23 protein-coding genes are annotated in these 24,229 nt (G+C 45.1%); 15 read left to right on the forward strand and 8 right to left on the reverse strand.

Annotation, left to right across the window (positions count from 1 at the left end; all coding sequences use genetic code 11):
- Position 1: 1 nt before the first annotated feature.
- The 7 genes from NFI81_RS09575 (at position 2) to NFI81_RS09605 (ending at position 7,515) form a co-directional block, all read left to right on the forward strand.
- On the forward strand, positions 2-1,198 hold the full coding sequence (locus NFI81_RS09575; protein WP_234612674.1) for a thiamine phosphate synthase: 1,197 nt from the start codon (positions 2-4) through the stop codon (positions 1,196-1,198).
- The gene (locus tag NFI81_RS09580; RefSeq protein ID WP_234612673.1) at positions 1,192-1,962 is read left to right on the forward strand and encodes a thiazole synthase; all 771 of its coding nucleotides are present in this window, start codon (positions 1,192-1,194) and stop codon (positions 1,960-1,962) included. The genes NFI81_RS09575 and NFI81_RS09580 overlap by 7 nt, the downstream gene beginning before the upstream one ends.
- The gene (thiH, locus tag NFI81_RS09585) at positions 1,952-3,064 is read left to right on the forward strand and encodes a 2-iminoacetate synthase ThiH (RefSeq protein WP_234612672.1); all 1,113 of its coding nucleotides are present in this window, start codon (positions 1,952-1,954) and stop codon (positions 3,062-3,064) included. The genes NFI81_RS09580 and thiH overlap by 11 nt, the downstream gene beginning before the upstream one ends.
- A gap of 16 nt (positions 3,065-3,080) precedes the next feature.
- Positions 3,081-4,130 carry a HesA/MoeB/ThiF family protein gene (gene moeB / locus NFI81_RS09590; protein WP_234612671.1) on the forward strand — a complete coding sequence of 350 codons (1,050 nt, stop codon included), beginning with the start codon at positions 3,081-3,083 and terminating at the stop codon, positions 4,128-4,130.
- Positions 4,131-4,220: 90 nt separating this feature from the next.
- On the forward strand, positions 4,221-5,912 hold the full coding sequence (locus tag NFI81_RS09595; protein ID WP_234612670.1) for a GH39 family glycosyl hydrolase: 1,692 nt from the start codon (positions 4,221-4,223) through the stop codon (positions 5,910-5,912).
- A gap of 106 nt (positions 5,913-6,018) precedes the next feature.
- Positions 6,019-6,900: a sulfite exporter TauE/SafE family protein gene (locus tag NFI81_RS09600; RefSeq protein WP_234612669.1), complete on the forward strand. Its 882-nt coding sequence runs from the start codon at positions 6,019-6,021 to the stop codon at positions 6,898-6,900.
- A gap of 144 nt (positions 6,901-7,044) precedes the next feature.
- On the forward strand, positions 7,045-7,515 hold the full coding sequence (locus NFI81_RS09605; protein ID WP_234612668.1) for an NADH-quinone oxidoreductase subunit A: 471 nt from the start codon (positions 7,045-7,047) through the stop codon (positions 7,513-7,515).
- A 31-nt stretch (positions 7,516-7,546) separates the two neighbouring features.
- Here NFI81_RS09605 and NFI81_RS09610 read toward each other — a convergent pair whose 3' ends face one another.
- The 4 genes from NFI81_RS09610 to NFI81_RS09625 form a co-directional block, all read right to left on the reverse strand.
- Positions 7,547-7,870, reverse strand: coding sequence for a hypothetical protein (locus tag NFI81_RS09610; protein ID WP_234612667.1), 324 nt, complete (start codon positions 7,868-7,870; stop codon positions 7,547-7,549).
- Between the two features lie 97 nt (positions 7,871-7,967).
- Positions 7,968-8,246: a hypothetical protein gene (locus tag NFI81_RS09615; protein ID WP_234612666.1), complete on the reverse strand. Its 279-nt coding sequence runs from the start codon at positions 8,244-8,246 to the stop codon at positions 7,968-7,970.
- 102 nt (positions 8,247-8,348) lie between these two features.
- Entirely contained in the window at positions 8,349-8,798 is a 450-nt protein-coding gene (locus NFI81_RS09620) for a hypothetical protein (protein WP_234612665.1), read from the reverse strand.
- Between the two features lie 5 nt (positions 8,799-8,803).
- Entirely contained in the window at positions 8,804-10,048 is a 1,245-nt protein-coding gene (locus NFI81_RS09625) for a Spi family protease inhibitor (RefSeq protein ID WP_234612664.1), read from the reverse strand.
- A gap of 246 nt (positions 10,049-10,294) precedes the next feature.
- On the opposite strand from NFI81_RS09625, the gene NFI81_RS09630 reads away from it, so the two are divergent.
- The gene (locus NFI81_RS09630; RefSeq protein WP_234612663.1) at positions 10,295-10,639 is read left to right on the forward strand and encodes a helix-turn-helix domain-containing protein; all 345 of its coding nucleotides are present in this window, start codon (positions 10,295-10,297) and stop codon (positions 10,637-10,639) included.
- Between the two features lie 2 nt (positions 10,640-10,641).
- On the opposite strand, the gene NFI81_RS09635 is transcribed toward NFI81_RS09630, so the two are convergent.
- Positions 10,642-11,394 carry a hypothetical protein gene (locus tag NFI81_RS09635; protein WP_234612662.1) on the reverse strand — a complete coding sequence of 251 codons (753 nt, stop codon included), beginning with the start codon at positions 11,392-11,394 and terminating at the stop codon, positions 10,642-10,644.
- 135 nt (positions 11,395-11,529) lie between these two features.
- On the opposite strand from NFI81_RS09635, the gene nuoB reads away from it, so the two are divergent.
- From nuoB to carB, 5 genes are all read left to right on the forward strand, one after another.
- Complete coding sequence (gene nuoB / locus NFI81_RS09640) at positions 11,530-12,054, forward strand: NADH-quinone oxidoreductase subunit NuoB (RefSeq protein WP_255717400.1); 525 nt, start codon at positions 11,530-11,532, stop codon at positions 12,052-12,054.
- An 18-nt stretch (positions 12,055-12,072) separates the two neighbouring features.
- Positions 12,073-12,615: an NADH-quinone oxidoreductase subunit C gene (locus NFI81_RS09645; RefSeq protein ID WP_234612661.1), complete on the forward strand. Its 543-nt coding sequence runs from the start codon at positions 12,073-12,075 to the stop codon at positions 12,613-12,615.
- Between the two features lie 28 nt (positions 12,616-12,643).
- On the forward strand, positions 12,644-14,326 hold the full coding sequence (locus tag NFI81_RS09650) for a hypothetical protein (RefSeq protein ID WP_234612660.1): 1,683 nt from the start codon (positions 12,644-12,646) through the stop codon (positions 14,324-14,326).
- Positions 14,327-14,431: 105 nt separating this feature from the next.
- Positions 14,432-16,273 carry a BamA/TamA family outer membrane protein gene (locus NFI81_RS09655; protein ID WP_234612659.1) on the forward strand — a complete coding sequence of 614 codons (1,842 nt, stop codon included), beginning with the start codon at positions 14,432-14,434 and terminating at the stop codon, positions 16,271-16,273.
- A gap of 195 nt (positions 16,274-16,468) precedes the next feature.
- The gene (gene carB / locus NFI81_RS09660; protein WP_234612658.1) at positions 16,469-19,312 is read left to right on the forward strand and encodes a carbamoyl-phosphate synthase large subunit; all 2,844 of its coding nucleotides are present in this window, start codon (positions 16,469-16,471) and stop codon (positions 19,310-19,312) included.
- A gap of 70 nt (positions 19,313-19,382) precedes the next feature.
- On the opposite strand, the gene NFI81_RS09665 is transcribed toward carB, so the two are convergent.
- The 3 genes from NFI81_RS09665 to bshA all read right to left on the reverse strand — a co-directional run bounded on the left by NFI81_RS09665 (position 19,383) and on the right by bshA (position 22,252).
- Positions 19,383-19,631 carry a DUF4834 family protein gene (locus NFI81_RS09665; protein WP_234612657.1) on the reverse strand — a complete coding sequence of 83 codons (249 nt, stop codon included), beginning with the start codon at positions 19,629-19,631 and terminating at the stop codon, positions 19,383-19,385.
- A gap of 112 nt (positions 19,632-19,743) precedes the next feature.
- A complete protein-coding gene (locus tag NFI81_RS09670; RefSeq protein WP_234612656.1) occupies positions 19,744-21,066 on the reverse strand; it encodes an NAD(P)/FAD-dependent oxidoreductase in 1,323 nt (440 codons plus the stop codon).
- Between the two features lie 46 nt (positions 21,067-21,112).
- A complete protein-coding gene (gene bshA, locus NFI81_RS09675; RefSeq protein WP_234612655.1) occupies positions 21,113-22,252 on the reverse strand; it encodes an N-acetyl-alpha-D-glucosaminyl L-malate synthase BshA in 1,140 nt (379 codons plus the stop codon).
- 179 nt (positions 22,253-22,431) lie between these two features.
- On the opposite strand from bshA, the gene NFI81_RS09680 reads away from it, so the two are divergent.
- Both NFI81_RS09680 and NFI81_RS09685 read left to right on the forward strand, forming a co-directional pair.
- Positions 22,432-23,313 carry a geranylgeranylglycerol-phosphate geranylgeranyltransferase gene (locus tag NFI81_RS09680; protein ID WP_234612654.1) on the forward strand — a complete coding sequence of 294 codons (882 nt, stop codon included), beginning with the start codon at positions 22,432-22,434 and terminating at the stop codon, positions 23,311-23,313.
- 103 nt (positions 23,314-23,416) lie between these two features.
- The gene (locus NFI81_RS09685) at positions 23,417-24,112 is read left to right on the forward strand and encodes a TapB family protein (RefSeq protein WP_234612653.1); all 696 of its coding nucleotides are present in this window, start codon (positions 23,417-23,419) and stop codon (positions 24,110-24,112) included.
- The last annotated feature ends 117 nt before the right edge of the window (positions 24,113-24,229 follow it).

A 24,229-nucleotide genomic window follows, 5' to 3' on the forward strand; every position in this document is an offset into this window, starting at 1 on the left:
TATGAAACTGATCGCGATTTCGCATCCTGAATTTATCCTGAACGAAGCCGAGCGGATCAATGCGCTTTTTCGGGATGGATTACTGCGCCTTCACCTCAGGAAACCGGGTGGTGATATCGCTGATTTGAACCGGTTACTGGGAAAGATTGATCCTGAATTTTATCCCAAAATCGCATTGCACCACCACCATGAGCTGGCAGCGCAGTATGGCCTAACGAGACTTCATTTTCCAGAAAAACTGAGAAATGACACGCCGGAAACTATGTTTCAAAAACTGAAAAATGCCGGTTTCCAGCTTAGCACATCAATCCATGACATTGAACAACTGTCTGAACTTTCCAGCGCTTTTGACTACACTTTCTTAGGGCCGGTTTTTGACAGCATTACCAAAAAGGGCTATCAACGCATTGTAAACGATGATTTCTGCCTGAAAGAAGATCAAAAAACAATCAAAGTGATCGCTATTGGAGGCATTAATCACTCGAATATCCATAAGATCAAACAGATGAACTTTGACGGGGCTGCTGTATTGGGAGCGATCTGGAATTCGGAAGCATCTGATTTTCAATTTTTGAAAATTCATAAGCTGCAATTCATTTCTAATCAAACAGCTGGACTGAGCCATTTAGAAAGCATTAAGCTCGCTTTGACTGCTGGCTGCCGCTGGATACAGTTACGGGTAAAAAATCAGCCGGAAAATGAAGTCCTTGAAATTGCCATAGCTGCAAAAGAACTTTGTGATTCCTATGCGGCTCGTTTGATCATCAATGACTTCCCGCATGTTGTAAAAGCGGTCAATGCATATGGATTGCATCTCGGTTTGAATGATATGCAGATTTCCGAAGCCAGGGAAATCGTTGGGTACAACATGATCATCGGAGGCACGGCCAACACTTTTGAAGATGTTCTTTTGCGAATTAATGAAGGCGCGGATTACATTGGATTAGGGCCTTTTCGCTTCACAACGACGAAGCAAAATCTCAGCCCTATCCTCGGATTGGACGGCTATCGGGTTTTAATGCAAAAATTATCAGAACAAAAGTTAAGCATTCCGATCATTGCCATTGGCGGCATTTTGCCCGACGACGTTGCGGAAATATTAGCAACCGGAATCCACGGCGTTGCCATGTCTTCCGCATTAATTCAATCAAAAGAAACGAAAGAAACAGTCCAAAAACTTGAAGAAATATTATGTTAAAAATCGCAGATAAAACATTTGAATCGCGGCTTTTTACAGGGACTGGGAAGTTCAGTTCTGCTGCGGTGATGGAGGAAACTTTGCTTGCTTCGGGCTCCGAACTGGTGACCGTGGCGCTGCGCCGCGTGGATGTGAATGATCCTCAGGATGATATGCTTTTACATCTGAGACACCCCCAAATCCATCTTTTACCCAACACATCCGGCGTCAGAACAGCCAAAGAAGCGGTTTTCGCAGCACAATTGGCCAGAGAAGCATTAGAAACTAACTGGCTCAAACTCGAAATCCACCCTGACCCAAAATATCTCCTCCCCGACCCCATCGAAACGCTCAAAGCTGCCGAGGAATTAGTAAAATTGGGATTCATAATCCTGCCTTACATTCACGCTGATCCGGTGTTGTGCAAAAGATTAGAGGAAGTGGGCGTGGCAGCCGTAATGCCCCTGGGATCGCCGATTGGCAGCAATAAGGGTTTGAAAACGATTGATTTTCTGGAAATTATCATTGAGCAAAGCAGTGTTCCGGTGATCGTGGATGCCGGAATCGGTTCGCCTTCGGATGCTGCAAAAGCCCTGGAAATCGGTGCCGATGCGGTTTTGGTCAACACGGCCATTGCCGTTGCGGGCGATCCGGTGGCTATGGCGGAAGCATTTAAAATGGCCGTCATCGCGGGACGTATGGCGTTTGAGGCGCGTCTGGGAAATCAGGAGAATCATGCTGTGGCCAGCAGTCCGTTAACCGCATTTCTGGATTATGAGCTTTAAAGACAAATTTGAGGAATACGATTGGGAGGAAGTGAAGGCCAGCATTTATTCCAAAACAGGACATGATGTGCAAAAAGCGCTTTTGGCCCAAAAACGAACATTGGAAGATTTTAAAGCGCTGATTTCTCCTGCGGCGGCCCAATTCCTGGAACCCATGGCTCAGCTCAGCCGCAAACTGACCCAAAAGCGTTTTGGCAAAACCATGCATATGTACATTCCGCTGTATTTATCCAATGAATGCACCAACATTTGCACGTATTGCGGATTCAGCCTGGATAATAAAGTGCGGCGCAAAACGCTTTCAAAAGATGAAATTTTACGCGAGGTCGAGGTGATTAAATCGTTGGGTTACGATCATGTTTTACTTGTAACAGGAGAGGCAAATCAGACAGTTCATGCGGCCTATTTTAAAGAAGTAATTCAATTAATAAAGCCTTATTTTTCTCAAATTTCAATGGAGGTCCAGCCGCTGGAAACCACAGAATATGAGGAACTGATCGCGTTGGGGCTTTATTCTGTTTTGATTTATCAGGAAACTTATCACAAAGAAGATTATAAAAAACATCATCCCAAAGGAAAGAAATCCAACTTCAATTACCGTCTCGAAACGCCGGACAGGCTCGGACAGGCCGGAATCCATAAGATGGGGCTCGGTGTTTTGATCGGCCTGGAAGATTGGCGGACAGACAGTTTTTTTACCGCCGCGCACCTACAATATCTCGAACGAACCTATTGGCAAACGCGTTATAGTTTATCGTTTCCCAGGCTTCGGCCGTTTTCGGGCGGACTGGAACCGAAGGTAGAAATGACCGATAGGGAGCTTGTTCAGCTGATTTGCGCTTACCGGATCATAAACGAGGAATTGGAAATTTCACTTTCGACGCGTGAATCCGAGCATTTCCGGGATCATTGCATTCAACTTGGCGTTACGTCTATCAGCGCAGGTTCCAAAACCAATCCGGGCGGCTACGCGGTAGAGCCGGAATCGCTGGAACAGTTCGAAATTTCGGATGAGCGCAGTCCGGCTCAGATTGCCGCAATGATCCGGGAAAGGGGTTATGAGCCGGTTTGGAAGGACTGGGACCAGGTTTTTGTTCAATAATGAAAATTCGATTAATATGTTTGAGCAACAGGAACGCAAACGTTATAGCAGGCAAATTTTGCTACCGGAAATGGGCCTTATCGGACAGGAAAAGCTGAAAGCTGCCAAAGTGCTGGTCGTTGGTGCGGGCGGTCTGGGCTGTCCGGTGCTGCAATATCTGGTGGCGGCGGGCGTGGGAAACATTGGCATTGTGGACGATGACATTGTCGACATTACCAACCTGCACCGGCAAATTCTTTACTCGCCAGCCGACATTGGAAAAAGCAAAGTGTTGACAGCGATTGAAAAGTTGAATGTTCAAAACCCTTTTGTCAGACTTATTCCGCACCAAGTCCGCTTGCAAGAAGATAACGTTAAAGAAATCATCTCCGACTACGACCTGGTAATCGACGGCTCGGACAATTTTCCAACCCGCTATCTGGTCAATGATGCCTGCGTTGAACTCGATAAACCACTGATTTTTGGCTCCATACTGCGTTTTGAAGGCCAGGTTTCTGTTTTCAATTACAAAAGCGGCCCCACTTACCGCTGTCTTTTCCCCGATGCCGAAGAAGGCGATAACTGCGCCGAAGCGGGCGTGATCGGCATTTTGCCCGGAATGATCGGCACTTATATGGCCAATGAAGCGATCAAAGTCATCTGCGAAATCGGCGAACCATTGTCAGGCAAATTATTGGTAATGAATGCTTTGACCAACACAACAAACATTTTCGAATTTTCCAGATCCGAACAAATTGCCCCGGCGCAAAAAACTGAAAAGACTGTAAGTCAAAACGAGCCGCAAAGCGAATTAAGGGAAATGAAATACGAGGAATTCGAACGCATCGAAGCTTCCTACCCCGGCCAGATCCATTTGGTTGACGTCCGCGAATACAATGAATTCGAAGCCGACAACTTCGGCGGCATCAACATTCCCCTATCCGAAATCCCCGATATCCTCCCAACATTACCGCCCAATAAGACAATCGTTTTTTACTGCCAAACCGGAAAACGAAGCGCACAGGCAGCAAAGTTACTCGCACAGAGCGGTTTTGATGGGGCAGGTTTTTGGGCTGCGAATTGGTGAATTGTTAGTCAGGGCTAGTAGTTTTTTAAAGGGATATCCTTACCAATGCGAATCACCATTTTTTTGGTCATTACAATAACTCGCAGCCCTATGTCATTTCAAAAATTACTCGTTTACGCTTTAATAATTTTTGGTTCTCATCTTGTTGAAGCACAAGAAACAAAGCAGAAACCCGTCACTATTGAGGTAAATCTGAGTGCCGAAAAAGACCCGGCCAAGCCTATTTGGGCATGGTTTGGATACGACGAGCCGAATTATACTTACATGAAAGACGGAAAGAAGCTGCTGACCGAAATTTCACAATTGAGTAAAGTTCCTGTTTACGTGCGGGCGCATAGCATGCTCGTGACGGGCGATGGCGTAGCGGCATTGAAATGGGGCTCGACCAATGTTTATACAGAAGACAAAAAAGGAAATCCGGTTTACGACTGGACGGTGGTTGACAAAATTTTTGACACATATATTGAAAGAGGCATGCGGCCGATCGCGCAGATTGGGTTTATGCCGGAAGCGTTATCGTCCAAACCACAGCCATACAGGCACTTTTGGAAGCCGGGCGATAACTACAATGACATTTACACCGGCTGGGCCTACCCTCCCAATGATTACAAAAAATTTGCTGAGCTAGTGTTCCAATGGGTTAAACATTCCATCGAACGGTATGGAAAAGCCGAAGTTGAAAGCTGGTATTGGGAGCTTTGGAACGAACCGAATATCAGTTATTGGAAAGGCACGACGGAAGAATACATTAAACTTTATGACTACTCTGCCGACGCTGTGAAACGCGCGTTGCCAACCGCAAAAATAGGCGGACCGGAAGTTACCGGACCAAATTGGGATGTTTCGGCCAAATTTTTAAGGACTTTCCTGGATCATGTTGTAAGCGGGAAAAACTATGTGACCGGCAAAACCGGTTCACCACTTGACTTCATCACTTTTCACGCAAAAGGCAGTCCCAAAGTTGTGGATGGAATTGTAAGAATGGATATGGGGACACAATTGAGAGACATTGACAAAGGCTTCGAGATAGTCGCTTCCTATCCCAGCCTCAAAAACCTGCCTATTATTATCGGTGAATCGGATCCGGAAGGATGCGCCGCCTGTTCCGAAGACCTGCATCCGCAAAACGCTTACCGCAATGGGACCATGTATTCCAGCTATACCGCTGCTTCATTTGCCCGAAAACATGAGCTGGCCGACGCGCGTGGCGTCAATTTGCTCGGTGCGGTAACCTGGGCATTTGAGTTTGAGGATCAGCCGTGGTTCAGGGGTTTCCGTGATTTGGCGACAAATGGTGTTGATAAGCCGGTTCTGAATGTTTTCAGAATGTTCGGAATGATGGATGGAAACCGGGTTGAGGTGAAACAAAATCTTGCTTACAATTTTGAAAAACTGAAAAAAGAAAGCGTGCGTGGAGAGCGGGATATCAATGCATTTGCCACAAAAAATGCGCAGGAGTCGGCTGTAATGGTTTGGAATTATCATGATGATAACAAAATTGTGGGTGCATCTCCTATCCGTCTTCAAATCAATGGCTTAGCAGCAAAACGCGTTCAGGTGCAACATTACCGTATTGATCAGGAACACAGCAATTCGTATGAAGTCTGGAAGAAAATGGGGTCACCGCAAAAGCCCACTGCAGAGCAAATAGCGGTCCTGGAAAGTGCAGGACAGCTTCAAACATTGACCTCGCCTCAATGGATTAATGTTGAAAAAGGCAAAATTCAATTGGATTTCGCGTTACCCGCACAAGGTGTTTCTCTGCTAAAAATCATCTGGTAACCTTTGACTTCGCTAAAATTTTAATAATCTATTAATTACGTAGATTAAATAGTTTTACTACTTTTGTAACTTCCTGTTCAGCGGTGAAATTCAATAACCAACAGTAATGCTTACAAAAGTCCTCTCCCTTAAACTCCCCACAATATCAGGCTGGTATTTTATTCCTGCCATTATTGTGATTTTGCTATCGACGCTATTCCTGGTACATGGTTCATTATCAGTGAGTCAGGAAGATGTGAATGCGTTTATAGGGAGCGACTTTGCATTGTATCTTTTGGTTGGATTGGCAGCCCAGCTTGTGGATGGCGCATTGGGCATGGCTTATGGGGTAACGTCCACATCTTTTCTGTTGAGTCTGGGCGTACCGCCTGCGATCAGCAGCACCAGCGTCCACGTTGCAGAAATGTTCACGACCGGCGCTTCCGCTATTTCGCATTTTCGGTACAAGAACATTAATAAAAAACTTTTCAAGAGCCTTCTGATCCCGGGCGTGCTCGGCGCAATTACCGGTGCATATTTACTTTCCGATGTCATTGACGGGGATTTCGTGAAGCCATACATTGCAGCATATATGCTTATTCTGGGTCTGATCATTATCAGAAAAGCATTGCAAAAGAATTTGGTCAAAAATAAAACGAAGAAGATCGGCATTCTCGCAGCGGCCGGGGGTTTTCTGGATTCCATCGGTGGCGGTGGCTGGGGCCCGATTGTCACTTCAACTTTGCTTGGTCAGGGTCGTGATCCACGTTACACCATTGGTTCTGTCAATGCTGCTGAATTCGTGATCGCCTTTGCAAGCGGTGTCACTTTCCTCATTTTTACAGGCGTAAGCAGCTGGCAGGTTGTCTCAGGACTGATTATCGGAGGCGTTATTGCGGCTCCCTTTGGTGCGATGCTGGTTGGAAAGATCAAACGCAAGCCATTAATGCTCATTATTGGTGTTTTGGTAATCGGGTTAAGCGCTAGAACTATCTGGCTTAGTTTCTAAAAAGCTGGCTGCTATTTTAGGAAATTCCGGCTTTAATATCTCAAATATCCGTCATGATATTTGTATTTATCTCAAAGGTTTTTCATTCCAAAAACACCGTTAAGACGCTAAAATCAGTAGCTTTGTGCAAACGAGTCCCTGATTATGATCTCCGATTTTGGCTATATTTTACTCTTCATCATTGCAGCAATTGCCCTGCTGGGCTTAATGCTGACCATCGCAAAATTCTTGCGACCTCACCAGCCAAACGAAGAAAAACTAACCACATACGAATCCGGCGAAGATCCGCTTGGCAACGCAAACATTCAGTTCAATGTGCGCTTTTACGTGATTGCATTAATTTTTGTTTTGTTTGAAGTCGAGCTTTTGTTCCTGTTCCCCTGGGCTGTCGTTTTCGGAAATGAAGATCTTATCGCTCAGACAAACGGTCAATGGGGCTGGTTTGCCCTAGCCGAAATGACCGTTTTCATCGGAATCCTCATTCTCGGCCTGGCCTACGCCTGGGGCAAAGGCTATCTGGATTGGGTGCGGCCAAAACCCCAACTTCCAGCAATTGACTCACCCGTTCCTGCTGATCTTTATAGCAGAGTGAATGATAAGTATGGGAAGAAATAGCCCCTGGCATTCACCGCACGCTTTTTTTTGTTCATTTGAATTTTTCAGTCGGCTCGTATGTGTATCTGACAGAGTCCAGCTTCGCGTCATAAGCTGCACTTTTCATAACGTTACTTAATTGAATCCTGGTTGTTTCCATATCTCCACCAGGCTTCACATCCAGGATAGCAATAAACCCTGATTCCTGATCGATCCTATACCAAAACAAACTTTGTTGCGTCCTCTTATTGTATTCGTGATCATATTGGACAGCTTGTAAAGAAGAGGCATTATCCTGTGCAGCATCATAAAAAGAGAATGTAATGTAAGGCATACCGTTTTCATAAATCGGCACTTCCATGCTATCTTTTTGCATTACCCTTTGTTGCGTTTCTAAAAGAAACCGATTCGGGATACTTGATATGCCTGCCGGTTTATTCTTGACTTTGTATCCTGTCAACTTCCAGTATCCCTCACTTCCATTTTTCACCACATTCCCCTTTGGGCCCAAATTTTGCTGGTAGCAGCCAATCATTAAATTGATATAAAACATTAGTATGAAAGTTTTCATTTTTTAAATCATTTAGGGTTGAATAATGCTTAATGGCCTCACCCTGTGTCAGGAAAAATCGATTTTTGGTGGTTGACGATTCTTTAAGTGGTGGGTCTGCAACCTCATTTTTGGCGCAACCATACAGAATTGTCGAGACGAGTAAGCCTAAATAAATAAACGAAGAATTTACTATTTTCATAAATCTTAGCATGTGTTCAATCGCACCTCCATGATGTATTGTTTAGAACGACTTTGGAGTAACTTTGAAAGTTTGTTATGTATAATTTTTGCAGCAAAATTTTTATAAGACTTGCCTATAAAAGAACTTCACCGTATCAGGTGCGCCTCCCAGCTCTGGCAAATAGGCTGATGCTTCGAGAGTCGTTGGCTCTCCGAGTGTCCTACGAATTTTGTAAAAGCGTTTGAGGCTGCCATCACGATACGTAACCAAAACGGTCATATCCTTTGCTTTTGAGGTTGTTCCAGGCACCCGGGTCCATATATGCTTAGAAAATAGCGTGTCGTTCCGATAGATCCGTTCGACCTCGTCATCGACCTCGTGGCCACTTACCAGAATTTCTTTATAGCCTATTTGGGCGCCGCTAAACGAACCTGTTGGCGTTACAACTTTTTCCAAATTCCAAGTTCCCATAAGATCCACCTCTATCGGCACACCTCCGATCATTCCATTGTCACGGTCGCAGCTGGCTCCAAGCAAGATAAAACACAGTAGTATGAATAAACTTCTCATTTTCTTCAAGGTCTGATTCCTGTTATGATATGTAAATTTCCATTGTAATCCTCTCCCTTGGGATTGTATTGACCGAGAGCATAGTAGTCATTCCATTTTCCATCCCAGCCCCAATTCATCCGCAAATACGTGAAAGACCATTCCTTACACAGCTTGGTGGCGCAGTCGAATTCGCTGTATTCGTTTTCTTGGTAACCTTCACAAACCCAGATATGATAGTCTTCGAAACAGCTCAGGCAAGTTGATCCCCAGAAAAGAACCGGATGAAGGCCCCCAAGTTCACTTTTGATAACCGAATAGTTGTACGCTTCGCTTCCGGAACCTCCGCTCGAAAAACCAAAGCTTTTTAATCCGCTTTTGACATCGGCCGGCCAGGTAAATGTGTTGCACGTCCCCATATAGTTGTAGCTAGCCTTCGCCTTGTCACCCATTGTTTTCATAAGCGTACCCAAGCTGTGTTCGCCGGCGAGGGTAGCAGTGCACTTATCTTTTGAAACCCTCGGACGAGCAAGATTGGGATGATAATATTCTTCTATTTGCGCCATTGCAACCGGACCGCAACCAGCGAACCGCCTTCCGCATCCGTCGCAATTTCCACCAGTGCTTAACTTGGTTGTCGACAGAGCACTTTGGCCCCATACGGTTGAAAGCAACGGCCCTTTCGTGGTGGATTTATTCTGGCATTTGAACTGCCCCCACTGATACCATTCAAGGCAGTTAGTATCCTCAATTCTTAATTTTCTGGACAAGAATTTCTGCCATTCTTTCATTACGATTGGATGTGGTTCACCCCCTTTGTTTCTGGCTTCCCGCACCTTTGTTTTAGCCATGTCCAGCCAAAGCGATACGCCGTTGGGGATGTTATTGACGTCAATGTTAGACGACTCCGAGAAGGCCAGAATCGGCATTACGCGAAGATCTGCCGATATGATTGCGAAGCCTTTCTCCTTTTTGAAAATATAAAGCAATGGCGAACCATCCGCAGAGTCGGCTATTGCAAGCTGGTCGATGACTTCATCCTCCCGGCTAAGCATTCTGGCAGAAGAGTCTGCGTTAATGCGGGTTGAAGTTTCCGCAGGGAAGGACGCCACTTCCCTGGCCTCATTCATTGAGATCGTGAGCGGATCATGCCTGGTTTCAGGTTTGGGATCAGCATTTTTTGCCGGTTCATCCCTTTTACATTGAACGAAAATCCACGCGGCCAAACAACAGAAGAAGACCAGCCTAAACAATAACAATACGATTTTCATAAGCATTAGCATGTGTTTATTCCCTCTCCTCACCCGCACTAATTCGAACGGCTCCGAGAGGTAATGCAAAGATGCCTTGTCATGAAAGTTCAATCCAACAGGCTGTGCTTATAAAGTGATAACCTAAGCTTATAAGTTTATAACCAGTGCTTATAATTGGATTTTCGGACTTGGTGGAAATAGAAAAATTCTTGATTTTGCGGCTCGAATTACCCTCCGGCTTATACATACTTTCAGCACACTATCATGAATATCATTGCCAGTAACCTGCTCACAAAACGTGAGGAAAAACGACTTACACAAGCATATCTGGCGTATTTGAGCGGGATGTCACAACCCAATTACTCCGACATTGAAAGAGGCAAAACGCGGCCGTCGATTGACCAGCTTAAAAAGTTTGCCGAAATATTGGATGTTACTGTGGACGAACTGATTAGCGAGAGTAAGAAACAAAAAAAGCCCCAGGTTCGTGCTTCAAGCAAGAAACCCAGGGAAAAACAATCTACCCTGATCAGGGTAATCGAAGAAAAAAATAATTACATTAAAAAGCTGGAAAATGAGCTGGCCATTTTGAGGAAAAAGGAAGACTAGGATTACCTGTGCATTCCCATTCCCTTCCAAATTTTGGCATCTTTTTTCGGGAAAAACACGAGGCCCAGCTGGAAATAGATCTGGTTGAGTTTCAGGGATGAAAGATCGCTGATTGTGACATCCTCTCCCTTCCATTTTCTGCGTCCCAGCAAAGGCAAATGATAGGATGCTTTTCCGCTCAGATATACCTGGTCATGCCACTTAGGTAACACATTCATCTTATAGTCTGCACCGATTCCGGCATGAAAGTTAATGTTGCCGGTACGAAGTCTCACTGGCTGATAGGACTGCGGATTTTGCGAAACCTGACCGATGGTGGCAGTCTGGTTGCTTTTGATTTTTAACTGATACAACATCAGGTCGAAGCCAATGGGAATCAGCACGTTCCAGCGGCGGTTATTGACAATTTTCGGCCCACCGTCCGTTCCGATCCCGATGCCATTGAGATATGCCTTTCTTACATCTTTATCAGTTGTATAGTTGGTGCTGTTCATAATGATAATCCTCCCTTCGGAAAACCAGCGCTGAGATTCAGTCCTTTTTGCCAGGACGATGGATCCCATAAAGGATGTGAATGGCTTAATTTGTAGTCTGTCAAGCTGCTCCCGCATGGTTTTATTGTTTGGAAGCAGTCCGAATTCCGCATAAATGGCCATGCCGCTCTTGAACATACGCACGGTGCTGTCGGTTTGCGCATGCGCAACACTGAAAATTGAAATGGCCAGAATGGTGCTAAAAAGTAATTTGTTTTTCATAAAACTGTGTTGTTGAATTGCTCCCTGATGAAAGCCGGAAACAGATTTTTACTAAATATGGTTACTTTTGTATACATTGATATGGCTTAACAAGCAATATCTGTACCACTGGATTTTTGGAAGGAAAATAACGGAATGAGTGATAAAATAAAAACGGGAGACGGGGGCATTATTCTTACGAATGCAGAGGATCTGATGAATTGGGCAAGATTGTCTTCCCTCTGGCCGATGGGCTTCGGCCTGGCCTGCTGTGCCATTGAAATGATGGCGGCATATGCTTCTAATTATGATCTGGAACGTTTTGGTATACTTCCCAGGCCTTCCCCGCGCCAGTCGGATGTGATGATTGTGGCGGGAACTGTGACATTTAAAATGGCAGACCGGATCAGGAGGTTGTATGAACAAATGCCTGAACCGCGCTATGTGATCTCGATGGGCAGCTGCTCAAACTGTGGCGGACCTTACTGGGAACATGGTTATCATGTGGTGAAGGGTGTGGACCGGATCATACCGGTAGATGTATACGTTCCAGGCTGCCCACCCCGGCCAGAGGCATTAATCGGCGGATTTATGAAATTGCAGGAAAAGATCAGAGGCGAACATCCGCTCGCCCCGTCGCTTTTTCTGGAAATGGAAGCTGCTGAAACCGTAAATGCTTAACCTAAAATTTTAAAATCAATGACCTTCCAGGAAATTTCGGAGCTGGTTAGCATTCACTTTTCGGGCAAAGTAATCGAGACGGATGCAAAAGGGGCACAACCTATTTTAATTGTTCCCGTTAATGATATCGCAGAAATCTGTGACTTTTTATATCGGGACAATCGCTTGTATTTCGATTATCTGGCTTGTCTGACCGCTATTGATAATGGTGTAACATTGGGAACAATGGAAGTTATTTACAATCTTACCTCCATTCCGTACGGTCACGATTTAATGATTAAAACGGTTTTCGCCAGAAACCCGGAAGGCAATTCATTGCCGACTGTTCCGTCTGTTGCAAGCATCTGGCGGACAGCCGATTGGCACGAAAGAGAAGCTTATGATCTGGTAGGGATCCATTTTGAGGGTCACCCGGATCTGCGCAGGATTTTGCTGCCGGAAGATTGGGAAGGCCACCCGTTAAGAAAAGATTATGAGGTTCAGGATCGTTATCACGGCATTTATGTGCGTTATGAGGATGGTGTTTCTGAGCAACAGCCTGCTCATGAAGACCGGGCTTAATGTTTTAATTATGATAAATTACTAATGTATGGGCACGCGCTTCATCTGTCTGGCAATCGTTTTTTCAGGCTTATTTACTTTTTCTTTTGCTTCAACTGATTCCCTGATCGTTAAAGGGCGCATATTAAATCTCAACGGCAGGCTTTACAGGCAGGCTCCCGCAATTACTTTTTCAAGAAACAACATTTTACAGCCGCAGTCCGAGCTTAGCAAACAAACGCCTTTGGAGGCTGACGGCAGTTTCAGGGTTTCGCTTCCTATCTTATTTCCACAGGAAGAATTTTATCTCGATTACGGAGGAAAAGCATTTACAACATTTCTGGGCTCACCAGGGACGGTTGAGATCACATTCGATGGGGATTCGCTGGGGAAGGCTTCGAAGCTTTTCAATTTTTCAGGTGTGAATGCTGACGCTAACAACCAGTATGCCGAATATTTGGCGGCCGAAAATAAATTACTGACCGCAAACAGTTATTTAGGAGCCAATTTTTTCAAGAATTTTTGGCAAAATAGCGCTTCTGCCGCCCGCGAAATGGCACAGCAACGTGCAACATTGCGACTTTCGGCTGTGAAGCAAGCCGCAGACAATAATGTCCCCTCGCCCGTCCTCTTCCAATGGGCAAAGTCCATTACGGACGAGGAGCAAATGCAAATACTATATGAACATGCCTTAAGCAATCAGACAGACATTAGTAAAGCGCTATTGGACAGTCTCAAACGACTTTCAGAGCCGCCTTTGACAGCGCAGCGCGTTATTTGGGCCAACCGTTTCGGAAACTATGCAGACTTGAAAGTGGAGGAACGCAAATATACCAACCCCAGCAAAACCAACTCGCTGCCTGTGAGGCTCATGGCGACATTAATACGGAACAATGCTGCTAACCTGACTTCTGAGGAAAAGCAGCATTTGGAGAATATTACGGCAAATGGCCTGGCAGAAAAAACGGAGCTGGATTTCCTGAATAAGCTTTTTGCAAAAAACGAAATGGTGCTCAACCTGCTTTTCAACTATGAACGGGAAAGCAGGATTTACGCGGACCTTTTTGACAGCACTGCCACCGAATTTCTAAAAATCCGCTTTCTGGCTAAAAATCTTTTCAAATACACTTATAATCAACAATTACTTCTGAATCAGCACATTCAATCAAGAAGCGGGTTGCCTGTCTTCCGCGAATCGCTGGATGAAATTGTACGCCTTGAAGTAAAAGACAGCAGCGATATCCGCAAAATAATTGAATATAAAGACGTAAAAACGGATCCGACAGAAGCTTTACCAGGCTACTTTCTGGCGGCGTCCAACGACCGGGGAACGAGCTGGTTTAATCGGGTTTTAGACCAATACAAAGGCAAAACCGTCTATTTGACAAAATGGAACCTGGATGACCCCAAAAGCCGGGAAGAACTGGATTACATTCCTGCATTACAGGCGAGCGTTCCGGAGGATGTCGTATTTCTTTTTCTGCATTTACCGGGCGACGAAAACGTCGGTTCTGACGCACTTTTAAGACAATATATTGTCCGTCACAGGCTTAAAGGAACGCACTTATTTATGAATGGCGACCAGATGATGGACTTGCTTTTTCGCCTGAACCCGTTGGATACGGCCACTTTTTCTGTGATCAGGCCCAATGGTAAGTTTGCTGCAAAAAACGCATCGGCACCCAGCGCAACTGAAAAGACGGTTAAGGCCATACTGGATGCTGGTAGATAGTCCTTTTTTCTTCATTCAAAATTTTATAATGGGTTTGCAGCATCTCATTATATCTATCATCCGTACGTTATCGTTTAGTCTGTTGGTTTGGAATTAAAAGTGCACATGTATAGATATGTCTTGCTGCTATTGCTGTTATCTACCTACGCCTCGGCCCAGAAAAACCCCGATAGCCTGGAAGTATACAGCAGAGACAGCCTTCGATACACAAACCTGAAAGTGCGAATGTCGAAAACCAAGTTTTCGCGTGCGGTTTATAAGCTTTTGTTTAGAGATGTTTATAACCAGGGAAAGGTGACGGAGGTAAAGGAGATCGAAACCAATCCGTTCACACCGTATGAAGGGATGGTGATCCGAAAAATTTACATTCGCCAGCTCGATATCCTGGGAGAATCGGTTTACGACACGACGCGCGAAGGAAAACGACTCGAAAAGTTTCTTAGTAAAAACCTCCATACCAATACGCGGGAGGGCATTATCCGACGGTCTTTCCTGCTGTTTTCGGAAGGGGATGACATCCAGGCTCAAATGCTCAAAGATAATGAGCGTCTGTTAAGGACCAACAGAACAATCACCGATGCGCGTATCATCGTCGTTCCCCGAAAGGATGTGACCTGGATGGCGGATGTGGTTGTCCTTATTCAGGATGCTTGGTCGCTGAATTTCAGGGGCGGATTTAATTCGTTTAATAAATTCAATGTAGGTGTTGAAGATATAAATGTGAGGGGAACAACCCACTCTCAACTCACCCGGATAAGATGGGACGGAAATGACACGCTTCGTAAAAAATTCCAGTTTCGCACGATTTACACGGTTCCATATATTGGTAAAACATTCATTACCGGACAAGCGAGCTTCATTTATGAACGAGACCTTGAAGAAAGGTCCATTCGGTTTTTCAGGAGGTTTTTGACCAATGAAACCAAATATGCGGGAGCAATAGAAGCTGGTCAAAGCATGATCAGGCAAATCAAAAGAAACCCGAGCGACACCGAAGAGCCCATTATATTTCCCACAAAATTCAATTATTACGACGTCTGGCTGGGCCGTTCATTCAAATTTCCGTTTCCTGCGAGCCGTCTGGCCGAAAATTCAAGAATCGTGATCGCGGCCCGTCATAACAAGTATCATTATACCGAGCGACCGGAGGTTTCACCCTATATCAATAAAGTTTATTGGAATAAAAGTGCCACGCTCCTCAGTCTCGGTTATTCCAATCGTAACTATAAGCGGGACGTCTTGATTTATGGCTTCGGACGGACGGAGGACGTTCCCGTCGGGAACTTATTTGCATTGACAGCCGGCCGGGAGGATACCGAATTCGGTGCGAGAGGTTATGCGGGCCTGCAGTATGCGAGGGGAAAATATCTGCCGCACAACCTCGGCTATATGTATGGTTTGGTCAACATTGGTTCATACATTAAAGAAGCCAAAGCACAGCAGGGAGTGATCAGCGCGCAACTCAATTACATCAGTAACCTGATCCCGTTCCGATACAGTTTTTTCCGTCAGTTTCTGACAGGTCGCTACACGCGAGGCGTCAACCGCGACCCGCTTGACTATCTGAACATTAGCGGTGATCAGGGGATCCGGGGCATTAACAGTGAACAGCTCATTGGCACAACGAGGCTTACGCTGGGCACTGAAACGGTTTTCTTCTCTGATAAAAGTTTGTTGGGCTTTCGTATTGCTTATTTTGTTTTTGCAGACATCGGGCTGGTGAATGGCGCAGAGTCGATCTGGAAAAGCCCCTTATACCAGGGCTACGGGCTGGGTTTGCGGTTAAGGAACGAAAATCTGACATTTAATACTGTACAAATCCGGATCGGTTATTATCCGAATATTCCGGGAAATTCTTCGGTGTTCAGGTTTGGCGCAGATGGCAATGTTCCGCTGAGGTTGAGGGATTTTGACATTTCCGCTCCTTCTATTGCGCCCCTTCAATAATTGCATTTAACTGATAATAAGTTTGTTAAATTACCAGCGTCAAAAAATAACAGTAATTTCCGCTATCCTTCCCTTCTTTTTCGAATATGTGAATTAACTTTGTGGAATTTTTGGACGTACCCCTGCTGAGATTAACAGGCAATTCTACCAAAAGTTGTTAAAAAGTTTTCCTCATTCTACAAATTACCAATTACTGTGCCCAAAAATACGAATATCAATTCCGTTCTAATTATCGGTTCAGGTCCAATTATCATCGGTCAGGCTTGCGAGTTTGATTATGCCGGCTCTCAGGCTGCGCGTTCGCTGCGTGAGGAAGGGATAGAAGTTGTGCTAATCAACTCCAACCCCGCCACGATTATGACTGACCCGATCAGCGCAGATCATGTTTATCTGCTTCCGTTGGAAAAGAAATATATCGTTGAAATCCTGGAAAAACACAAAGCGATGGGCAAGCCTATCGATGCAGTGCTGCCTACCATGGGTGGACAAACCGCGTTAAACCTTGCCATTGATTGTGACAAAGCCGGGATTTGGAAAAAGTATAATGTGGATCTCATCGGTGTCGACATTAAGGCCATTGAAACGACGGAGGATCGGGAGAAATTCAGGCTGAAAATGCTTGAACTCGATGTGAATGTTTGCAAAGGCCGCACAGCGAGATCGTTTTTGGAAGGAAAAGAAATTGCGCAGGAAATTGGTTTCCCGCTTGTGATCCGCCCTTCATATACGTTGGGAGGCACGGGAGGCGGTTTTGTTGAAAGAGAAGAAGATTTCGACAAAGCTTTAAACAATGGATTGCATGCCTCGCCTGTTCACGAAGTTTTGGTTGAACAAAGCGCAATGGGCTGGAAAGAATACGAATTGGAGCTGCTACGCGACAACAAAGGAAATTTTATCATCATTTGCTCAATCGAAAATTTTGATCCGATGGGCGTGCATACGGGCGACAGCATTACGGTTGCGCCAGCAATGACGCTTCCTGATACGCTTTACCAGCAAATGCGGGACCTCGCGATCAAAATGATGGATGGGATTGGCAAGTTTGCGGGAGGCTGTAATGTTCAGTTTTCGGTAAATCCTGCTGATGATCAAATTATTGCGATTGAAATTAACCCACGCGTTTCGCGCTCTTCTGCCCTTGCATCCAAAGCAACCGGTTATCCTATCGCGAAAATCGCTGCTAAAATGGCTATTGGCTATAACCTGGATGAGCTGATCAACCCAATCACGGGAAGCACTTCCGCGTTCTTCGAGCCATCGATCGACTATGTGATCGTAAAAGTGCCGCGTTGGAATTTTGATAAATTCAAAGGCGCTGACCGCTCGTTGGGACTTCAAATGAAATCCGTTGGAGAAGCCATGGGAATCGGCCGCAATTTCCAGGAAGCATTGCAAAAAGCATGTCAGTCCCTGGAAATAAGAAGAAACGGTTTGGGCGCAGATGGTCGCGAATTGCGCGATCAGGAAGCGATCAAACACAGCCTGAAACATCCAAGCTGGGACCGTCTGTTCCACATATATGATGCATTCAAAATCGGTCTGTCATTTAAAACCATACAAAGCCTGACCCAGATTGATTCGTGGTTCCTGCGCCAGATTGAAGAGCTGATCGAGCTGGAACATGAAATCGAGAAATTTGATCTAAGCGATCTCCCCAAGGAGCTTCTGCTTACTGCAAAGCAAAAAGGTTACGCAGATCGCCAGATCGCTCATTTGATCGGCACGAAAGAGAGTAAAGTGTATGACAGACGTAAGGAACTGGGCATCAAGCGTGTATACAAATGCGTTGACACCTGTGCGGCGGAATTTGAAGCAAAAACACCTTACTACTACTCCACTTTCAATACTTCTCAGGAATACCCGGATAACGAATCAATCGTAAGCGACCGCAAAAAAGTGGTTGTGCTGGGTTCTGGTCCGAATCGTATCGGACAGGGAATTGAGTTTGATTACTCTTGTGTGCACGGCGTTCTGGCTGCCAAAGAAGAGGGTTACGAAACAATTATGATCAATTGTAACCCCGAAACGGTGTCAACGGACCCGGATATTGCAGACAAGCTATATTTCGAGCCCGTTTTCTGGGAACACGTTTTCGACATCATTGAGCATGAAAAACCGGAAGGTGTTATTGTTCAATTAGGTGGCCAGACTGCCCTTAAAATGGCAGAAAAGCTAGAAAAATATGGCATTAAGATAATTGGAACAAGCTATCACTCGCTCGACTGGGCGGAAGATCGCGGACGCTTCTCATCGCTGTTGCAGGATTTGAATATTCCATTCCCAAAATTCGGAACGGTAAGAACTTCCGACGCGGCTGTTGAACTTTCCCGCACGCTTGGTTTCCCGCTTCTGGTTCGCCCGAGCTATGTTTTGGGTGGACAGAGCATGAAAATTGTGATCAATGAAAAGGAAATGGAACAGCATGTGGTGAAGATCCTGCATGACATTCCCGATAACAATATTTTACTTGACCACTTCCTGGAAGGCGCTCTGGAAGCAGAAGCAGATGCGATCTGTGACGGTGAAGACGCTTACATTATAGGGGTTATGGAGCACATTGAGCCTGCCGGGATTCACTCTGGTGACTCGCACGCTGCGCTTCCGCCATTTGACCTTACGGCTGACGAAATTCGCCAGATTGAGGAGCATACGCGAAAAATTGCGCTGGCAATGAATGTGATTGGTTTGATCAATGTGCAGTTTGCTGTAAAAAACGGCATTGTTTACGTGATCGAAGCAAACCCAAGAGCATCGCGGACGGTTCCGTTCATTTGCAAGGCTTACAAAGAACCTTACGTGAATTACGCAACGAAACTAATGCTGGGCACCAAGAAATTGAAAGACTTCACATTCAATCCTGTGAAAAAAGGCTGGGCGATTAAAATCCCGGTTTTCTCTTTCAATAAATTTCCGAATGTAAATAAGGAACTTGGGCCGGAAATGAAGTCGACCGGAGAAGCAATTTATTTCATCGACGATTTGCAGGATGATTTTTTTCAAAAGATTTACAGCGAGCGCAATCTGTATCTGAGCCGCTAGTTTAATCTTCATATAAAGTAAAAGCCGACACGTATGTGCCGGCTTTTTACTTTTATATCTGAACAAAAAATTACTTCACTTCTTCGTAATCCACATATTCACCTCCTCCAAAACGGGATGATTGATTTGCATCCGGCGGAACATTATCCACTTTCACACCCGCATTGGCGCGTTGGCGCTGTTGCTGGGCTTTGTACTGCCTTTCCTGCTCCTTAATGAGCTTGCGACCTACAAGTAAGTGGAAAATAAACCTTCTGAAAAACGGAACAAACGCTATCAGAAGCAAGAATATGAGGATTATATTAAATAACAGTTTCATTTGTCAAATGTTGATTACATTAATTAATAACGTAAAGCTGGCATAAATAGCACACGAATATAATGAAAACCTAACGAATGATCCAATCTGCATTGGGAAAGGCCATATGGAATTATGAATGGACTTCCTCGTTCTTCTCATCCTTGTTGGCTATCTTCTCGATCGTTTTGGGCCTTAAAATCAAGCGGAGTGACTGGTCATACGTTGCGTAGTTCCAAACCCAGTTGATCAAAATGAGCACCCGGTTCTTTACGCCAACAATGGAAATCAAATGCACGAACATCCAGGTAAGCCAGGCCATGAAGCCTTGGAACTTGATAAATGGAAGATCCACAACTGCCCTGTTCCGGCCCACTGTCGCCATTGACCCCAGATCTTTGTATCTAAATGGCACTGCTTTTTTTCCATCCATCACACGCCAGACGTTCTTGGCGAGCGCCTTACCTTGTTGGATAGCGGGCTGCGCCAATTGCGGATGGCCATTTTCCCACTCGCCTTCCTGCATGGCTGCCACATCGCCCAACGCAAAAATATTATCATAACCCTGAACACGGTTATATTGGTCCACCTTAATGCGTCCGCCTCGTACAATCACTTCCGGATTTAAACCATTCAGAGGATTGGCCTTGATCCCTGCTGCCCAAACGAGGTTATCAGCCCGGATACGCATTCCCTGCTTGGTTGTCACAAATTGCCCATCAAAACCAGTTACAACCTGTTCAGTATGAATGTGTACGCCCATTTTTTCGAGATATTCCCTTGATCGCTGTGACGATTCATCCGACATCGCTCCTAATAACTCTTTTGAACCTTCCAGCAGATGTATTTCCATAGCTTTGAAATCCATTTCCGGATAGTCTTTTGGGAGAATAAAATGCTTCATTTCGGCCAGCGTTCCTGACAATTCAACGCCGGTCGGCCCGCCACCAACCACCACGACGCTCATTAAGCCGGCGCGCTGTTCATCTGTGTCCACAGCAAGGGCATCTTCAAAATTTTGCAAAATCCTGTTCCTCAGCGCCAAAGCCTCAGAAACCGTTTTCATGGGAATGGCCCGTTCCTCAATCTCTTTCATCCCAAAATAATTGGTAACTGCGCCCGTTGCGATCACCAGATAATCATAGGTAATCTCGCCCAAATCCGTGCTGACGGATTTACGGTCGGTATTTACGCTTCGGACTTCGGTGATGCGTATATGTACGTTTTTCTTGGATTGAAAGATTTTCCGGAGCGGAAAAGAAATGGAACTGGGTTCGAGGCCAGCCATGGCCACCTGATAAAACAGTGGCTGAAATTGATGATAATTATTGCGGTCAATCAGCACGACTTGAAGGTCCTCCCGCTTGGCAATTTCCCTTGCCAGAGCAAGCCCGCCAAAGCCAGCGCCTACAATGACTACCCGCTTGTATTGTGTATATGGAATATTTGGTAACATGGTCCGGTCGTTTGTGAATGAACGACCAGACCTAAAAATACCATACCTATATTGCTACCGCCTTGCTACTTTCGACAACCTTCTCATAATAAGACTCATAATGAGGAAGAATTTTAGCAATATCGAATTCTTTTGCACGCGCCAGCGCATTGGCTTTGAATGTTGGCAAATTGGCATCGTCCAAAATGTATGCTGCGTGTTTAACCATATCATCCACATCACCTACGTCACTCAGAAATCCGGTAATGCCGTGCAAGTTTAATTCAGGAAGCCCTCCTGCATTTGAAGTAATGATCGGAACTTCGCAAGCCAAAGCTTCCAAAGCGGCAAGTCCAAAACTCTCTGATTCGGAAGGCATTAGGAACAAATCAGCAACCGAAAGCACCTCTTCGATGGCATCCAGTTTTCCCAGAAACCTTACATCCGAAAGCATATCCAGATCTTTGCACATCCGCTCAATGCGCTGCCTGTCAGGACCATCTCCTACCAGTAACAGTTTGCTAGGCAGCAACTTGCGCAGTTTTTCAAAGATCAGGATCACGTCGTCAATCCGTTTCACTTTTCTGAAATTGGATGTGTGAACAACTAACTTCTCGTCATTCGGACAAATAGCCAGTTTGAAATGCTCCTTTTTCTGGCGGTTGAAACGGTCGAGATCTATAAAGTTCGGGATCACTTCAATGTCTTTTGTTATCGCAAAATGGGCATAAGTGTCTCTTTTCAATGATTCCGAAACGGCCGTTATTCCATCCGACTGATTAATGCTGAATGTTACCACGGGTTCGTATGATTCATCTTTTCCAACCAGCGTAATGTCCGTTCCGTGCAAAGTGGTGATGACCGGAATGTGAATTCCCCGCTGTGCCAAAATCTGTTTCGCCAGATACGCAGACGAAGCATGCGGAATGGCATAATGTACGTGCAAAAGATCCAGGTTAGCGCTCAATGCTACATGCACCATTTCACTGGACAATGCAGATTCATAAGGCGGATATTGAAACAGCGGGTAAGCCGGGATATTTACTTCGTGATAGTAAAGATTTTCATTGAAGAAGTCGAGTCTCTGGGGCTGCGAATATGTTATAAAGTGAACCTGATGCCCCACTTTTGCAAGTGCTTTACCAAGTTCGGTAGCTACCACTCCGCTTCCTCCGAAGGTAGGATAGCATACAATACCAATTTTCATAATGCTATTAAAAAAGTTGAAAGTCCCTCTGCGAGCCGTTATGACAACAGATCTTTTAGGCTAACAACAAATGATCCATTTTTTATCCCTAAAATGGATAAAGATGTTGAGATTTGTCGTTAATGGGATAAAATGAATAATTTTATTGTCTAAACCTTCTGTTTCCCGAGTTAGCCTCCATGAATGTGTCTGCAAGACCAAAAATTACTTTGTGGGATTACATTACCGGAAGCGCCCGGCTGGTCCGTATGACCAACCTGGTGATTGTGGTGGCAACCCAGTATCTGACACGTATATTACTGATTGGTCCCCGGCATGAATGGCGCAGCATTATCGCGAATGCAGATATGTTCTTCTTAACGCTTTCAACGGTTTGCATTGCAGCGGCAGGTTATATTATCAATGATTATTTTGATATAAAAATTGACATAGTTAACAAGCCGGAACGTGTAGTAGTCGGGCGCTATCTGAAACGCCGCTGGGCGATGGGCGCGCATCAGGTGCTGAATGTAATGGGAGCGGTTTTTGGCTTGGTGGTAAGTCCTTACATCTTTGTTATCAATGTTTTTTCAATCACCCTCTTGTGGTTTTATTCCGAACGGTATAAAAGGCTGCCTTTTATCGGCAACTTTATCGTCTCGCTGCTGACTGGCTTTTCACTGCTGATCCTGACCGTCCATTTCCCCGTTAACCGGCATCTGGTGTTCATTTATGCGGTTTTCTCCTTTTTCATTTCGCTTGTCCGGGAGATTGTGAAGGATATGGAGGACATTAAAGGCGACGAGGCGCATGGCTGCCGGACCTTGCCGATCATTTGGGGCATCCGGAGAACTAAAAATTTCTTGTACCTGATTCTTTTAATGTTCGTAGCCACCCTGTTTGTGATGGCTCGCGCGCTGGACAATGATGTCCTGATTGTCTTGTTCTTCCTGCTCCTGATCCCTATTGCCTGGTTGTCTGCAAGCCTGGCGCGGGCCGACACCCGGCGCGACTTCAAACAGATCAGCAGCCTTTGCAAGATAATAATGCTCCTCGGCCTGGTTACGATGATCTGGGCATAAAATCTTTACCGTAAAATCAATATTTTGGACAACGGAAGTTATTCTGGTCAGGGAAAGTATCTTTGCTTTTACCAAACTAAACGATGTTTTCACATTACTGATCATGAAAAAAACGCTGTTATGGAGCATTCTGATGCTTCTTTGTATTCATATAGAGTCTATTGCGCAAGAATGCGGTGGCATAATAATCAAGCAGGACAGCGGTTTCGAGATGACTAATTTTGACGCAAAAGGAAAGGAAACCGGGAAAATCATCTACAAAATTGTGAATGTCTCACAGGAGGGTTCTGCAACCGTTTTTAGCGTGGATATGGAAGCGCTGAACGCAAAAGGAAAGTCTGAGCTTAAAAACACTTATCAAATGAAATGCGACGGTAATGTGACCACTGTGGACGCCAAATCGCTGATCAGCCAGGAACAGCTCAAATCATTCAAGGATATGGAAATGAAATTTACTTACGATAACATCGAATATCCGACCAAATATGTCGTTGGTGAAAAGTTAAAGGATGCTTCCGTAAAAGGGACGGGGCAGTCAGGGCCGATGTCCATCACATTTGACATGCTTATCAGAAACAGAAGCGTGGTGGGACAGGAAAACATTACTATTCCCAGCGGAACATTCGATGCTTATAAGATCAAATCTGAAATGGCCTTCGAAATGAAAATGGGCTTTCCCGTGAAAATGGAAATGGAAAGCATTTCATACCGCGCGCCCGGTGTTTTATGGGACCTTAAAACTGAAACTTACAGGAAAGGGAAGCTCATGGGTCATAGCGAACTCACCAAAATCTTCTGATTTTCAGTAACCTGGATTAGACTTTTTTAAAAACGGCTTTCGGCGTTTACCGTAAGCCGTTCTTTTTATTAAATTTGTCAAACAAATTTGACAAACGCATTGAGAATAAATTAACGC

The organism is Dyadobacter fanqingshengii (assembly GCF_023822005.2).
GTDB lineage: Bacteria > Bacteroidota > Bacteroidia > Cytophagales > Spirosomataceae > Dyadobacter > Dyadobacter fanqingshengii.